Annotated in this window: 13 protein-coding genes and 2 riboswitches; of the genes, 4 read left to right on the top strand and 9 right to left on the bottom strand. The window is 64.0% G+C overall.

The window, feature by feature from the left end; all coding sequences use genetic code 11:
• Window positions 1-8 precede the first annotated feature (8 nt).
• From ACODTO_RS00280 to cobW, 8 genes are all read right to left on the bottom strand, one after another.
• On the bottom strand, window positions 9-671 hold the full coding sequence (locus ACODTO_RS00280; protein ID WP_053191591.1) for an amino acid ABC transporter permease: 663 nt from the start codon (window positions 669-671) through the stop codon (window positions 9-11).
• Between the two features lie 54 nt (window positions 672-725).
• Entirely contained in the window at window positions 726-1574 is an 849-nt protein-coding gene (locus ACODTO_RS00275; RefSeq protein ID WP_024781241.1) for a transporter substrate-binding protein, read from the bottom strand.
• Window positions 1575-1909: 335 nt separating this feature from the next.
• On the bottom strand, window positions 1910-2251 hold the full coding sequence (locus ACODTO_RS00270; protein WP_489105816.1) for a YdcA family protein: 342 nt from the start codon (window positions 2249-2251) through the stop codon (window positions 1910-1912).
• 54 nt (window positions 2252-2305) lie between these two features.
• Window positions 2306-3952: a phospholipase D-like domain-containing protein gene (locus tag ACODTO_RS00265; protein ID WP_489105815.1), complete on the bottom strand. Its 1647-nt coding sequence runs from the start codon at window positions 3950-3952 to the stop codon at window positions 2306-2308.
• A 188-nt stretch (window positions 3953-4140) separates the two neighbouring features.
• Entirely contained in the window at window positions 4141-4752 is a 612-nt protein-coding gene (locus tag ACODTO_RS00260) for a vWA domain-containing protein (protein WP_489105814.1), read from the bottom strand.
• Window positions 4753-4805: 53 nt separating this feature from the next.
• Window positions 4806-5810 (bottom strand): magnesium chelatase ATPase subunit I, encoded by a 1005-nt coding sequence (locus ACODTO_RS00255; protein ID WP_489105813.1) that lies wholly within the window; start codon window positions 5808-5810, stop codon window positions 4806-4808.
• Window positions 5811-6014: 204 nt separating this feature from the next.
• Window positions 6015-9776 carry a cobaltochelatase subunit CobN gene (cobN, locus tag ACODTO_RS00250; RefSeq protein ID WP_489105812.1) on the bottom strand — a complete coding sequence of 1254 codons (3762 nt, stop codon included), beginning with the start codon at window positions 9774-9776 and terminating at the stop codon, window positions 6015-6017.
• Between the two features lie 3 nt (window positions 9777-9779).
• Window positions 9780-10844: a cobalamin biosynthesis protein CobW gene (gene cobW / locus ACODTO_RS00245; RefSeq protein ID WP_489105811.1), complete on the bottom strand. Its 1065-nt coding sequence runs from the start codon at window positions 10842-10844 to the stop codon at window positions 9780-9782.
• Window positions 10845-10942: 98 nt separating this feature from the next.
• Window positions 10943-11157: riboswitch (cobalamin riboswitch) on the bottom strand.
• Between the two features lie 193 nt (window positions 11158-11350).
• Window positions 11351-11574: riboswitch (cobalamin riboswitch) on the top strand.
• Between the two features lie 106 nt (window positions 11575-11680).
• Here cobW and ACODTO_RS00240 point away from each other — a divergent pair.
• From ACODTO_RS00240 to cobM, 4 genes are all read left to right on the top strand, one after another.
• Window positions 11681-11869, top strand: a complete 189-nt coding sequence (locus ACODTO_RS00240) for a CbtB domain-containing protein (protein ID WP_258632303.1) — start codon at window positions 11681-11683, stop codon at window positions 11867-11869.
• Between the two features lie 11 nt (window positions 11870-11880).
• Window positions 11881-12588, top strand: coding sequence for a CbtA family protein (locus ACODTO_RS00235; RefSeq protein WP_175361321.1), 708 nt, complete (start codon window positions 11881-11883; stop codon window positions 12586-12588).
• Window positions 12585-12989, top strand: a complete 405-nt coding sequence (locus tag ACODTO_RS00230) for a cobalamin biosynthesis protein (RefSeq protein WP_489105810.1) — start codon at window positions 12585-12587, stop codon at window positions 12987-12989. Before ACODTO_RS00235 ends, ACODTO_RS00230 begins: the two co-directional genes overlap by 4 nt.
• 79 nt (window positions 12990-13068) lie before the next feature.
• A complete protein-coding gene (cobM, locus tag ACODTO_RS00225) occupies window positions 13069-13815 on the top strand; it encodes a precorrin-4 C(11)-methyltransferase (RefSeq protein ID WP_489105809.1) in 747 nt (248 codons plus the stop codon).
• Window positions 13816-14021: 206 nt separating this feature from the next.
• Here cobM and nfuA read toward each other — a convergent pair whose 3' ends face one another.
• Window positions 14022-14606 (bottom strand): Fe-S biogenesis protein NfuA, encoded by a 585-nt coding sequence (gene nfuA / locus ACODTO_RS00220; protein ID WP_024781251.1) that lies wholly within the window; start codon window positions 14604-14606, stop codon window positions 14022-14024.
• Window positions 14607-14713: the final 107 nt, after the last annotated feature.

Here is a 14713-nt window from a genome sequence, read left to right as displayed (position 1 = left end):
GGACGCTCCTAACGGCGGATCGCCAGGCGCTGCTCGAAATACCGCAGCAGCATGGCAATGAGATAACAGGCCGCGACATACAGGGCCGTGGTCACCAGCCAGGTTTCGATCACCCGGTAGCTCTCCACGTTGATCTTGCGGGCGTAATAGGTCAGCTCCGGCACGGCAATCGCCGCCGCCAGGGAGGTGTCCTTGAACAGCGAAATGAAGTTGTTCGACAAGGCCGGCAACACGTTACGCAGCATCACCGGCACGGTGACATAGGCTTTCACCTGCCACTCGCCCAGGCCAATCGCCAGGCCCGCTTCTCGCTGGCCCTTGTGGATGCTCATCAACCCACCGCGGAACACTTCGGTCAGGTAAGCCCCGGCGTACAACGACAGGGTAATGACGAACGACGGCAGCTTGTCCAGGCGAATGCCAAGGCTCGGCAAGGCGAAGTAGATCAACAGGATCAGCACCAGGATCGGCGTATTGCGGATCACCGTGACATACACCGACGCCAGCACGCGCAAGACACGGTGCTTGCTGAGCAGCGCGAATGCCATGGCCAGGCCGATCACGCAACCGATGGCGATCGACACCAGCGCCAGGGCAAGCCCCAGGCCAAGCCCCGCCAGCAAGGTGTCGAAATCGCGCCAGACGGCGGCAAAGTTCAACTGATAGTTCATGGTCGGCAGTACCTTCGACGGGGCGCCCGCATGGGGTGCCCCGGGCTCACGGGGTCATTTGAACTCAACGGGGAAACCGATGGCCGGCGACGGCAGGTCGACGCCAAACCATTGCTTGAACGACGCGGCGTAGGTGGGGAATTCGACGCCGGTCATGGCTTCATGCAAGGTGGTGTTGACGAAGTTCAGCCAATCCTGGTCGCCGCGCTTGACCGCACAGGCATAGGTTTGCGGACTCCAGGCATACGCCGGGCTGCGATAGCGGCCAGGGTTCTGCACCATCAGGTACTTGACCGAGGACTGATCGGTGGCTGCCGCGTCGGCACGACCGGAGTTCACCGCCTGGTACATCAGGTCGACGCTGTCGTACTGGTCGACCTTGGCCTTGGGCAGCGCCTGGTGCACCAACTCTTCGGCGTAGACGTTCTGCAACACCGCGACGGTGACGCCGTCGCCAGCGGCCTTGAGGTCGTCGATTTCCTTGTACTTGCTGTTGGCCGGCAACAACAGGCCCACGCCTTCGCGGTAGTACGGCAAGGTAAAGGCCACTTGCTGGGCACGGCTGGCGGTCACGGTGATGAACTGGCAGCTCATGTCCACCTTGTCGGTCAGCAGGTTGGGAATCCGCGCATCGGAAGACTGCACCACGAACTCGACTTTCGTCGGATCGTTGAACAGCCCCTTGGCGACCATCCGTGCGATGTCGATATCAAACCCTTGCAACTTGCCATCCGCTCCCTGGAAGTGCCACGGCGCGTTGGTGCTGCCCGTGCCCACGATCAATTTCCCCCGTTGCAGCACGCTGTCCAGCTTGCTGTCGGCCGCCTGAGCGACACCCATGGCAGCCGTCGTGGCCGCGAAGAGAAAAACACACGCTTTAAACAAGGAAGGTCGGCGATGCATGGCAAGCACTCCAGGATGGGTTTATTCCGCTATACCGGAACATAGTATGTAACAACGGAATAGACAGCAGAAAGTGTGCCACAGGCTTGAGACCCATGGGCGAGGAAAACGGAAAGTGAATGGAATCAGGGAGATGGAGAAATCGGCCGCGCGTGGACGACTTGGGACGTGATCCCGAGACTGCTACCGTTGGCTACGACGCGCGGGTAGCAAGGCCCCAAACCGGTGCCGCATGCCCTCTGTGGGTGCGAGCCTGCTCGCGATAGCGGTGGTTCAGCTTGAGTTGATGGTGGATGTCATGCCGCCTTCGCGAGCAGGCTCGCTCCCACAGGGGGTTATTTGCGCTTGTAGCTTTTGCTGCCCCCAGGCGTGAGGCAATACACCCCACCTCGGGGGCCAACGCAGTAATTTCCGCTACCGCATTGGCAGCCATCGGCCTGTTTGAGCAACGATTGCGGCCGGGCCTCGTTGCGAAGTCCCAGCACAGCGGAGCAGGATTTTTTCGACGCGCTGATGGAGCCGTCGTTGCACAGAAACGTATCACCGTCACATCCAGCGATCCCGCCCTTGCGTCCGGAACACGGCGTATTGGCAGCAACAGTGGACGAACAGAAAATCAACAACAGAGCGGCGACACTGGCGCGAAGCAGACCGGGCATTCCGTAGCAAGGGTTCATGGCAGCTTCCAGGCTGATAGATGGCCCTATGCTAGCACTTCATACTTCCTGCACCTAGCGCCCGCAAAACCTCACCCTCGACAACATCCGCAGATCCCCGTCGCGGTAATAGTCATCGCTCCAGCTGTCATCCACCGCCAGCGGCTTGACCTGTTTGAGCGCGAGCTTCCTGGCGAAATAACGAAAGCGGTAATGCTCGTAGAAACGCAGCAGCTCCAACCCGTAGCGGTCGGCCAGGTCGGTGTCACCCTGGATGATCAGGTAGTTCTCATCGTTATCGCCGCTGGCGGCGTCACTGAGGTTATGGCTGCCACTGATGATGGTCGGCGTATCGCTGGTGAAGTCGGTAACGATGGCTTTGGTGTGCACCAGCAGGTTGCCTTTCTGGCCTTTCATGTTTTCCCTGAGCCAGCCTTCCAGCCCGGTGTTGAGCAGCGCGGTGGCGGCGAATTCGGCGGTGCGGTCGGCATGGAACCCGGTGATGCGGCTGGTGGTGTTTTGCAGGCCGTAGCGCAGGACGTCGTCGTTGGGCTGGCCGAGCAAGGCGTCGAGGATCCGGTCGGGCAGGACGAAGGCGGTGACGAACAGCAGGTCCTTGCGAGCGGCCTTGATGATGTCGACGAAACGGTCCAGGTCGCCCTCTCCGGTCCGTGGCGAGAAGCCGACGAACAGCGGTTCGTCCGGGTTCATGGGGTTGTTGCGGTTCAGCCACTGACGCGTGGCATCGACGTCCTGTGGCGCGGCCCAAATCTGCTCGAACACCTGGCGATAGCTGTCACTTACCCGAGGGTCATCCAGCACGTGAACGACGTTGGCCTGGCGGTAGACGCCGTTGGCGGTGAAGTTGGTGCTGCCACATAGCACAGCCTCGGGATGCAATGAACCGTCGCCATCAACCTTGCTCAGTACGATGAACTTGTCGTGGAAAATATTCTTGGTCACCCGCCCACGCTTGTTGGCCACCGGCAGTTTTTCCAGGCTGGCCTCGTTGCGCAGCGTGGTGTCGTCGCCCGGCTCGGCGTGGTACAGCACCCGTACCTGCGCGCCACGGGCGAATGCGGCATTCACCGCCTCGACGATCACCGGCAGCTCGTACTCGTAGATGGCGACATCCAGGGCCCAAGTGGCGTCCAACGCCCGGTCGATGAAACCGGTCAGGCGCCCCAGCAGGCCGTTCTCCAGCCAGCGACGCGGCGCATCGGGCCAATCGTCGATGGACAGGTTCCGGTTGGCACTGATCAACGCATCCAGCTCGGGAAACTTGCGCTGGAACGCCTGGCTGGCGGCCACGGCACGATTGAAGATCACTCGCTGGTTGGCCGGCTGTCCGTTATCGCTGGTGACCGTGACCTCCAGGGACTCTCCCAATTGCGGCGCATCGGGACTGCCATAGGCCAGATGCACACGGTAATGGATGGTCACACCGGGATTGACGGCGTAATCGGCCCAGCGAAATTTCTGCAAAGGCGCCTTGTCGCTGGGGGTGGCGTGGAACTGGGGGAAGGTGTGAGCCTTGTCGGGGAACGTCAGGCTGTTGAACAGGAACAGCCAGGGTTTGTCGCCCTGCTGCTTCTCGATAGCAAACCCCAGCAGGCCCTTGCGCCGCGGTTCGGCCAGGTCCATGGCGAGCAGCACGCCATTGGTGCCGGCATAGGCCTTGACCCGGAAGTCGTCCTGGGGGTTGGTGACGAGTATGCGCATGGTTCACTCCTGTGAAGTTGCCTCAGCATAGATCAGGGATTCGACTGGGGTAGATCGGGGACCGAGGTGATGCTATCGCGAGCAGGCTCGCTCCCACAGGGAGTTGTGGCGTAGATCAATCATGTATTCACAGCACATCCATGTGGGAGCGAGCCTGCTCGCGATGGGGCCCATCCAACCAACGGATATCAGTCAGGTACCCCATCATCAATATGCCGATACTCCGCCCCCAACTGCCCCGCCAACTGCCGGGCCCGACCCAGGCGGATCGGGCCTCGCTCGATGTCGACCAACAGGCAGGGGCAGTCGAGCGGCGGCAGCGGCAAGCCCTCCTTTACTCGCCCATCCGTCATCAGCAACACCCTCTGCTGCTCCGCCGGGTAGCGCTTGCGCCGGGCGACCAGCCAATGACCGGCCTCCTGCAGCGCCGCCAGCAACGGCGTACCGCCACCGGCGCCCAGCCCGTCGAGCCAGTCGCGCAACCCGGCCGAGGCCTTGAGTCCCTGCACTTGCCAGTTCGGGACACTGCCGCTGGCCGTCAGCAGCGCCAACCGGGCACGTTGCCGGTAGGCGTCGTCGAACAGCTGCGCCAGCAGGCCCTTGCCATCGCTCAAGGCCCGATGACGACGGGTCGAAGCCGACGCATCGACGATCACCAGCCAGAGTTCATGGGGCGAGCGATGACGTGCCTGCCAACGCAGGTCTTCACGCAGGCGCGGACGACCGTTCAACAAGGTGCCCGGCCAGTTCACCACGCCGCTGGCGGCGGCTTTGCTACGCCCATGGCGCCCCTGCTGCAACGGCCCCGTACGGGGTCTGGCATTCGCCCCCGCAGCCGAGCGGGGGCGAATGCCTAGGGCTTTTTTGGCCAGCTCGGCACGTCACGCCGGGCACCGGTCGGTAGCGCCTGGGCCGGCAGATCGCCCCACTGGCCCTGGCTTTCGCTTGGCTCGGCGACCCGGTCGCCAGCCGAGGGTGCCTGGGACGGCGAAGGTGCCGGGGCTGAGTGCCCACGCCGACGGTGGCGCAAGGCAAACTCGGCGACCGCATCGATGTCTTCGGCGGCGATAACCGGCGCCCCGCGCCAGGCCGCATGGGCCCGTGCGGCCCGCAACCAGACCAGGTCCGCGCGCAAGCCATCGACGCCGGCGGCAAAGCAGCGCTCGGTGATCTGCGCCAAGGCCTGATCGTCCAGGGGAATCTGTGACAAGCGCTCGCGAGCGTTCTGGCAGCGCTCGCGCAGTTGGCCCTGGGCCGATGCCCATTGCGCGCAAAACGCCACGGGATCGCTGTCGTAATCCAGCCGTCGCCGAATGATCTGTCCACGCTCGGCCGGTACGGTGTGACCGTCGAGGGCCACGTTCAGGCCAAACCGGTCGAGCAGTTGCGGGCGCAACTCGCCTTCTTCCGGGTTCATGGTGCCGATCAGCACGAACCGCGCCGGATGCCGATGGGAGATGCCGTCGCGCTCGATCAGGTTGGTACCGCTGGCAGCGACATCCAGCAGCAGGTCCACCAGGTGATCCGGCAGCAGGTTCACTTCATCGACGTACAACACGCCACCGTCGGCCTTGGCCAGCACACCGGGAGAGAACTGCGCGCGCCCTTCTCCCAGGGCAGCGTCCAGATCGAGGGTGCCCACCAGGCGCTCCTCGGTGGTGCCCAGGGGCAAGGTGACGAACTGCCCGCTGGCCAGCAGGTCCGCGAGGCCCCTGGCCAGGGTCGACTTGGCCATGCCCCGGGGGCCTTCGATCAACACGCCGCCGATTTTCGGATCGATGGCGGCCAGGCACAGCGCCAGTTTCAGGTCATCGGCGCCGACCACGGCGGAGAGCGGGAAATGGGGGGTGTCGGTCATCGTCAGTTCTCGGGAGTGGTCGGTAAGTTCAGTGTGAACACAGCTCTGTGCCAAGGGGATTTATCCCCGCACTGTGGGAGCAAAGCTTGCTCGCGACAAGACGCCTCGATTTCTGAAGGAGCGCACCGTCTGTATCGCGGGCAAGCCTTGCTCCCACAGACGACCTCGCCACAGGTTCTGCACATGGCCGGCTGATGGTACACATCAACCATCTTCTTCAATATCGAGCAACAGATTCTCCAGCGCCTCGCGATACGCCCCCGGCGCCTGCCACATTCCCCGCTGCTGCGCCTCAAGCATGCGCTCGGTCATGTCCCGCAAGGCATCGGGGTTGTGTTGGCGGACGAAGTCCCGGGTGTCCGGGTCGAGCAGGTAGGCATCGGCCAGCAAGGCGTACTGGTGATCGTCGATCAGTTGCGTCGTGGCGTCGAAAGCGAACAGGTTGTCCACCGTCGCCGCCAGTTCGAACGCGCCCTTGTAACCGTGACGCTTGACCCCGTCGATCCACTTCGGATTGGCCGCCCGGGAACGGATGACCCGGTTGAGCTCTTCCTTGAGGGTGCGGATCCGAGGCAAGTCCGGTTGGCTGTGATCGCCGTGGTAGCTGGCCGCGGCGGTTCCACCGAGGGTTTCCACCGCCGCCAGCATGCCGCCCTGGAACTGGTAGTAATCGTTGGAATCGAGCAGGTCATGCTCGCGATTGTCCTGGTTCTGCAGCACCGCCTGCACCTGGCTCAAGCGCCGGGAAAACTGATCCCGCGCAGCAGTGCCTTCATCTGCGCCACCGTAGGCGTAGCCGCCCCAGTTCAGGTACACCTCGGCCAAGTCCTCGCGGCGCTGCCACAGACGACCGTCGATGGCGCCCTGCACCCCCGCGCCATAAGCACCGGGCTTGGCGCCGAAGATCCGCCAGCCAGCCTGCCGGGCAGCCGCGTCCGGCTCGAGGCCCGACGCCAACAAGGCCTCCCGCTCGCTCCGCACCTTGGCCGCCAAGGGGTTCATGTCTTCCGGCTCATCGAGGGCGGCAACGGCCTGCACCGCCGCATCGAACAGCCGGATCAGGTTGGCAAAGGCGTCCCGGAAGAACCCCGATACCCGCAGCGTCACATCGACCCGGGGCCGATCCAGCAGGCTCAGCGGCAGGATCTCGAAATCATCCACCCGTTGGCTGCCCGTAGCCCACACCGGGCGTACACCCATCAGCGCCATGGCCTGGGCGATGTCATCGCCGCCGGTGCGCATGGTGGCGGTGCCCCACACCGACAGGCCGAGCTGGCGCAGGTGATCGCCGTGATCCTGCAAGTGCCGCTCCAGAATCAGATTCGCCGACTGGAAACCGATGCGCCACGCCGTGGTGGTGGGCAGGTTGCGTACGTCCACCGAGAAGAAGTTGCGTCCGGTGGGCAACACGTCCAGGCGCCCACGACTCGGCGCACCGCTGGGGCCCGCCGGCACGAAGCGTCCGCTCAAGGCATCGAGCAGGCCGCGCATTTCCGCCGGGCCACAGGCATCCAGGCGCGGGGCCACGACGGACCGCAGACTCTCGATGATGCTGCTCACGTCCTGCCAACCCGGCGCTTCCAATTGCTCGACCCTGCCTTCCAAGGCCTGCTCGATCAAGCTTGCCGCAAACAGCTCCAGGCGCTCGCGGGTATCGCCGGCGGTGCGCCAGGGCTCATCGCTGACCTGCCGCAACGCCTCGGGACAGTCGCCAGCCCACGGGTCGGCCAAGGCGCAATCCAACGGATCGAAGCCCAGCCCGAACGCCTTCGACAGTGCCCGCAACAGGCTCGACTGCGCGCCTTTGCCATCGCCCCGGGGAATGCGCAGCAACGCCAGCAAGGTGTCGATACGCAACCGTCCGCTGGGCGACTCGCCAAAGATGTGCAGACCATCACGGATCTGTGACTCCTTCAGATCGCACAGGTAGGTGTCCAGGCGCGGCAGCCAGATCGCCGCGTCCGCGTCGGCGTCCAATTGCAGCTCGCGATCGATATGGGTTTCGCGCACCAGGTTCAGGATGTCCCGCTGCAGTTCCCGGGCACGGCGCGGGTCGAGCAATTGCGCTTCGTAATACTCGTCGGCCAGCAACTCGAGGTTACGCAGCGGCCCGTAGGTTTCGGCGCGGGTCAGCGGCGGCATCAGGTGATCGATGATCACCGCCTGGGTACGCCGCTTGGCCTGGGCCCCCTCGCCTGGGTCGTTGACGATGAACGGATAGATATTCGGCAGCGGTCCCAGCAGCGCGTCCGGCCAGCAGCTTTCCGACAACCCGACGCCTTTGCCCGGCAGCCATTCGAGGTTGCCGTGCTTGCCGACGTGAATCACGCCATGGGCACCATAGGTATGGCGCAACCAGAAATAGAACGCCAGGTAGCCATGGGGCGGCACCAGGTCCGGGTCGTGGTAGACCGCACTCGGATCGACCTGATACCCCCGGGCCGGTTGGATGCCGACAAACGTCAGGCCCAGGCGCAGGCCAGCGATCATCAGGCGACCGGCGCGGAACATCGGGTCCGTCTCGGGCGCACCCCAGCGCTCCAGCACCGCCTGGCGATTGGCCTCGGGCAGCGTGTCGAACATGGCCTGGTAAGCCTCCAGCGCCAGGCTCTGATGACACGGCCGCAGGTCGAGACTGTCCAGGTCGTTGCTGACCCCGCCCAGCAACTGCTGGATCAGCGCGGTGCCACTGGCAGGCAGTTCGGCGGGCAGCGGATAGCCCTCGTCCTGCATGGCCCGCAGGATGTTCAACGCCGCCGCCGGGGTATCCAGGCCGACGCCGTTGCCGATGCGTCCGTCCCGGGTCGGGTAGTTGGCGAGGATCAACGCCACGCGCTTCTGCCCATTGGGCAGGCGCGCCAGTTCGGTCCAGCGCCGGGCCAGTTGCGCAACGAAATCCATGCGCTCGGGCACGGCCCGGTAGCAGACCACATCGCTCTGACTGCGCTCGCTGCGCCAGGCCATGTCCTTGAAGCTGATGGGGCGGCTGATGATCCGCCCGTCCAGTTCCGGCAAGGCAATGTGCATCGCCAGGTCCCGCGGGCCGAGGCCCTGCTCGCTAGCCCGCCAACCGGGTTCATTGTCTTGGGCGCAGATCGCCTGGATCACCGGAATGTTGCGACGAAACGGCCGCAAGTACGGCGTCTCCGGACTCGACTGGGCGAACCCGGTGGTGTTGAGGATCACTCCGGCCGCCACCTCGTCCAGCCAGTCTTCGACCTGCGCCAGGCAACCAGGCTCCTTGAGGCTCGCCACCGCTATCGGTAACGGATTGAGCCCGGCCACTTGCAACCGCTGGCAGAACACATCGATGAACGCCGTGTTCGCCGCTTGCAGATGGGAACGATAGAACAGCACCGCCGCCACGGGTTGATCGGCCTGCCAGTCAGCTTGCCAGTCGTCGAGGCTGGCACCGGTTTTCTGCGGATGGTAGATGGCCGTGCGCGGCAGGGTCTGCGGTTCAGCCCAAGCGTAATCGCGCCCGAACCATTGACTACCGAGGTTGTGAAACAGGTCCAGGGCATTGCCCAACCCACCCTGGCGCAAAAACTGCCAGAGCCGGTCGCGGTCAGCAGCGGGCACGTTGCTCAAGTCGCTGAGTTCCGGGTCCGGACGGTCGTCCCCCGGTACCAGGATCAACGTCACCCCGCGTCCGGCCAGTTCCATCAAGCGCTCGATGCCGTAGCGCCAGTAGCCGATACCGCCGTGCAGCGACAACAGGATGACCTTGGCGTGACGCAGCACGTCCTCGACGTAAAGGTCCACCGAGGCGTGGTTCTGCACCTGCATCGGGTTGGCGAGGCGAAACTGCGGGTAGTCGTCCGGCAACTGGCGCGCCGCTTCGGCCAACAGCGCCAGGCTGGAATCGCCGCTGCACAGGATCACCAGCTCGGCGGGGGTTTGCCCCAGGTCGGCGATGTTGTCATCCGAGACGAAGCCGCCAGGCTGGGTCCTGAGCAGGTGCATGGCTTAGACGCTGAGGGCGGCGCGCAACTGCGCTTCAAGCAGCCCGGCATCCAGCGCCTGGCCGATCAACACCAGACGCGTCACCCGGGCTTCGTCGGCCCCCCACTGGCGGTCGAAATGCTTGTCGAAACGCGTGCCGACGCCTTGGATCAGCAAGCGCATCGGCTTGTTCGGGATCGCCGCGAAACCCTTGACCCGCAGCACGCCGTGCTGGACCACCAACTGGGTCAGCGCGTCCAGGAGCAAGCTTTCGTCCGCCTGGGGCAGTTCGATGGAAATGGAGTCGAAGGCGTCATGATCGTGATCATCCTCGTCGCCGTCATGATGGTGATCGTGATGACTATGGCGGCTATCGATGTGCTCTTCGGAACCGGCACCCAGGCCGATCAGCACTTCCAGCGGCAGGCGACCGTTGCTGGCTTCGATGACCTTGACCGCCGGTGGCAGTTCTTCGGCCACTTCAAGACGGACTTTCGCCAGGTCTTCCGGGCTGATCAGGTCGGCCTTGTTGAGGATCACCAGGTCGGCGCTCGCCAACTGATCGGCGAACAGTTCATGCAACGGCGACTCGTGGTCCAGGTTCGGATCGAGCTTGCGCTGGGCATCGACCTGATCGGGGAAGGCGGCGAAGGTGCCAGCGGCCACGGCTGGGCTGTCGACCACGGTGATCACCGCATCGACGGTGCAGGCACTGCGGATTTCCGGCCACTGGAAGGCCTGGACCAACGGCTTGGGCAAGGCCAGGCCGGACGTTTCGATGAGGATATGGTCGAGGTCGGCGCGCCGGGCCACCAGCTCGCGCATCACCGGGAAGAACTCCTCCTGCACGGTGCAGCACAAGCAACCGTTGGCCAGTTCATAGACTCGGCCGCTGGCTTCTTCTTCGGTGCAACCGATGGAGCACTGCTTGAGGATCTCACCGTCGATGCCCAGCTCGCCGAACTCGTTGACGATGACCGCGATACGCCGGCCCTGGGCATTGTCGAGCATGTGTCGCAGCAGCGTGGTCTTACCCGAGCCGAGGAAACCGGTAACGATAGTGACGGGAAGTTTGGCCAGTGTTTTCATCGGATGCCCTTTGGCAAGGTGGCGGGCAAACGGGACGACAACCGCAGGCACAGGCGTGCGCGGAAGATTTCGCCACCGGATCACCCCGCCCGGTTGTAGTGAGAATCTGTCTCGAGGCAGGTCTCCTGGCTGACGGCGGGCCGATCCCGGCTTTTCATAGAAAGCCCTGGCAATTCCTGCGCCTTCCCGTGCTGCATGCACAGTGGCCTGGCAGGAACGTCACCGTTCACAGTTGCGGGGGCAGCCGCGGCTTGGACCGCGTTCCCTTCTTAGCTTCGGCGCAAACCGAAGAACCTCGAAGGCGCAAGGCTACGCAGGGTGTGCGGGCGGGTCAATGTCTGCGGATAAGTTCGCGGGTGCATGAGCGGGCCCCATCGCGAGCAGGCTCGCTCCCACATTGGAAGCGCATTTCCCTGTGGGAGCGAGCCTGCTCGCGATGGCCACAACTCGGTTTCATTGACGCCCCACCCCCACCCATGCTCTCCTGTGCAGGGTCTGTGTCGCTACACAGACCATTTGTTACGGGTGCCCTTCACAGGGTGAAACGGGAAACCGGTGAATCGTGTGCTTTACTTCAAGGCCACGTCAGTCCGGTGCTGCCCCCGCAACGGTAAGCGAGCGAAGCGTCAGATCCACTGTGCCCCATGGCATGGGAAGGTGACGCTTGCAGGCAAGGCCAAGGGCCCTGCCCCTCGTGAGCCCGGAGACCGGCCCGCAATTCAAATATCAACAAACCCGCGGTGGGCGGGCGCTGTTCGAATCCTGGCGGGCTTTGGCCCGGGGTTTCATTGCGCTCGATTTACCCACTGGCCAAGACAAGAACAGAGGGAAGCGCCATGTCGACCATCAGCACCACCGCCCGCACTACCAGCAGCACCACGACCCTGAGCCAGCGCCTGAGCGCGGCGATCCTCGCCTCGATCCTGGGAGCAGGCCTGGTCTATTTCGCCGGTTTCTCCCACATCGAGGCGGTGCACAACGCGGCCCACGACACCCGCCACAGCGCCGCCTTCCCGTGCCATTGAGACCTGCCGACATGATCAAGCGTATCGCGCAAACCGCTGGGTTCAGTGGTTTGCTGGCCGCCCTACTGCTGACCCTCCTGCAAAGCCTATGGGTTTCGCCGCTGATCCTGCAGGCCGAGACCTATGAAAAAGCCCCGGCGGCCGAAGCCCCTGTGGAGGCCCATCAGCATGCCGACGGCGCCGCTCACACCCACGATGCCGAAGCCTGGGAACCCGAAGATGGCTGGCAGCGCGTGCTGTCCACCACTGGCGGCAACCTGGTGGTCGCGGTGGGTTTCGCCCTGATGCTGGCGGGCCTGTACACCTTGCGTACACCTACCCGCACCTCCCAAGGTCTGCTCTGGGGCCTGGCCGGTTATGCCACCTTCGTCCTCGCGCCAACCCTTGGCCTGCCGCCGGAACTGCCCGGCACTGCCGCGGCCGACCTGGCTCAACGGCAAATGTGGTGGATCGGCACCGCGGCGTCCACGGCCGTGGGCATCGCCCTGATCGCGTTCGGCAGGCATTGGCTGCTCAAACTGCTGGGCGTGGCGACTTTACTGGTGCCCCATGTCATCGGCGCACCGCAGCCGGAGGTCCACTCGATGCTGGCGCCCGAAGCCCTTGAAAGCCAATTCAAGATCGCCTCGCAATTGACCAACGTCGCGTTCTGGCTGGCCCTCGGCCTGATCAGCGCCTGGCTGTTCCGCCGTGACGGTCAAGCTCACCACGAGGCATGAGTAGCGGGCAGGTGCTGGTGGTCGGCCTGGGCTGCCAGCGCGGTTGCCCGGCTAGCGTGTTGCGCGCATTACTGGATGAGGCATTGATGACCCACGGCATCGCGCTTGAAGCGGTGGGGGCCCTGGCCAGTATCGATCTCAAGCGTGACGAACCAGGCCTGCTGGCATTGGCGGGGCAACTGGCCCTGCCGCTGACCTTCTTCAATGCCGGCCAGTTATCGGGCTATCGGGAACGCCTCAGCCACCGCTCGCAGATCGCTTTCGAGCGCACGGGTTGCTACGGCGTTGCCGAAAGCGCGGCACTGGCCCTCGCCGAACAACTGGGGCAGACCGCTGCCACCTTGCGTATTCCTCGCCAAAAGTGCGCCCAGGCCACACTGGCATTGGCGGTCGCGTCGTAAAACCCGATAATCGCCCTCCATGGATCATGAGCGATCTTCATTCAGAGATCGCTCCCCCACCCTTTTTCAGGAACCGGTCATGACCGTCTACTTCATTGGCGCCGGCCCCGGCGATCCGGAATTGATCACCGTCAAGGGCCAGCGACTCGTGCGCAGCTGCGCGGTGATCATTTATGCCGGCTCCCTGGTGCCCGCCGCCGTGCTCGAGGGCCATTGCGCCGAACAGGTGATCAACAGCGCCGAACTGCATCTGGAACAGATCATCGCACTGATGGAGACAGCCCATCGCAACGGCCAGGACGTCGCCAGGGTGCATTCCGGCGACCCGAGCCTGTACGGCGCCATCGGCGAGCAGATTCGTTGCCTGCGGGAACTGGACATCCCCTTTGAAATCATTCCAGGCGTGACCGCGACCTCAGCCTGCGCCGCCCTGCTGGGCGCCGAACTGACCTTGCCGGATATCGCCCAGAGCGTGATCCTCACCCGCTACGCGGACAAGACCGCGATGCCCGCCGGAGAAGAGTTGGGTAGCCTGGCGCAACACGGAACGACCATGGCGATCCACCTGGGGGTCAATCATCTGGGAAAAATCGTCGGTGAGCTGCTGCCCCACTACGGCGCGGATTGCCCGATTGCCGTGATTCACCGGGCGACCTGGCCGGATCAGGATTGGGTGATGGGGACGCTGGCCGACATTGCCGCAAAAGTGCAGGCCAAGGGCTTTCGCCGCACGGCGCTGATTCTGGTGGGACGGGTGCTGGGCAACGACGTGTTCAGCGAATCATCGCTCTACCGCGCCGGGCATGCACATCTCTACAGGCCTTGACCCGTCAGCCGAACAGCACAACTCCCTTGTGGGAGCGGGCTTGCTCGCGAAAGCGGTGGGTCAGCCTGCATCGATGTTGACTGTGCTGACGACTTCGCGAGCAAGCCCGCTCCCACAGGGGGTCGGGGTGGCCGCAAATTATGTATCCACCACAGATCCTGTGGGAGCGAGCCTGCTCGCGATGGCGGCAGGCCGGCCCGCAACGATCAGTAGTAAGCGTTTTCTTTCTGCGTATGGTCGGTCACGTCGCGCACGCCCTTGAGTTCCGGGATACGCTCGAGCAGCGTGCGCTCGATACCTTCCTTCAGGGTCACGTCAGCCTGACCACAGCCCTGGCAGCCGCCGCCGAACTGGAGCACGGCGATGCCGTCTTCCACCACGTCGATCAGCGACACCTGGCCGCCGTGGCTGGCCAGCCCCGGGTTGATTTCGGTTTGCAGGTAATAGTTGATGCGCTCGTTGATCGGGCTGTCGGCGTTGACCATCGGCACTTTGGCATTCGGCGCCTTGATGGTCAGTTGGCCGCCCATCCGGTCGGTGGCGTAATCGACGACCGCATCGTCCAGGAACGCTTCGCTGAACGAATCGATGTAGGCGGTGAAGCTCTTGAGCCCCAACGCGGTGTCTTCGGGCTTTTCTTCCCCCGGCTTGCAGTAGGCAATGCACGTCTCTGCGTACTGGGTGCCGGGCTGGGTGATGAAGATGCGGATCCCGATACCCGGCGTGTTCTGCTTGGACAGCAGGTCGGCCAGGTAATCGTGGGCGGCATCGGTAATCGTAATGGCGGTCATGGAAACTCCTCGCAGGCTTGCCGGCAGTTTACGCCAAATCAGGGCGCCGGACAAAGTCCCAGTATTTTTGTCAGGAAAGCAGCCGGCGGCACGGGTTTCGCCGCCGG

This window comes from Pseudomonas sp. FG13, assembly GCF_057809755.1.
This window is presented reverse-complemented; position numbering and strand designations above follow the sequence as displayed.

Coding starts and splice junctions, on each gene's coding strand:
- ACODTO_RS00280 (WP_053191591.1), bottom strand. CDS start 671: ATGAACTATCAGTTGAACTTTGCCGCCGTCTGGCGCGATTTCGACACC.
- ACODTO_RS00275 (WP_024781241.1), bottom strand. CDS start 1,574: ATGCATCGCCGACCTTCCTTGTTTAAAGCGTGTGTTTTTCTCTTCGCG.
- ACODTO_RS00270 (WP_489105816.1), bottom strand. CDS start 2,251: ATGAACCCTTGCTACGGAATGCCCGGTCTGCTTCGCGCCAGTGTCGCC.
- ACODTO_RS00265 (WP_489105815.1), bottom strand. CDS start 3,952: ATGCGCATACTCGTCACCAACCCCCAGGACGACTTCCGGGTCAAGGCC.
- ACODTO_RS00255 (WP_489105813.1), bottom strand. CDS start 5,810: ATGACCGACACCCCCCATTTCCCGCTCTCCGCCGTGGTCGGCGCCGAT.
- cobN (WP_489105812.1), bottom strand. CDS start 9,776: ATGCACCTGCTCAGGACCCAGCCTGGCGGCTTCGTCTCGGATGACAAC.
- cobW (WP_489105811.1), bottom strand. CDS start 10,844: ATGAAAACACTGGCCAAACTTCCCGTCACTATCGTTACCGGTTTCCTC.
- ACODTO_RS00240 (WP_258632303.1), top strand. CDS start 11,681: ATGTCGACCATCAGCACCACCGCCCGCACTACCAGCAGCACCACGACC.
- ACODTO_RS00235 (WP_175361321.1), top strand. CDS start 11,881: ATGATCAAGCGTATCGCGCAAACCGCTGGGTTCAGTGGTTTGCTGGCC.
- ACODTO_RS00230 (WP_489105810.1), top strand. CDS start 12,585: ATGAGTAGCGGGCAGGTGCTGGTGGTCGGCCTGGGCTGCCAGCGCGGT.
- cobM (WP_489105809.1), top strand. CDS start 13,069: ATGACCGTCTACTTCATTGGCGCCGGCCCCGGCGATCCGGAATTGATC.
- nfuA (WP_024781251.1), bottom strand. CDS start 14,606: ATGACCGCCATTACGATTACCGATGCCGCCCACGATTACCTGGCCGAC.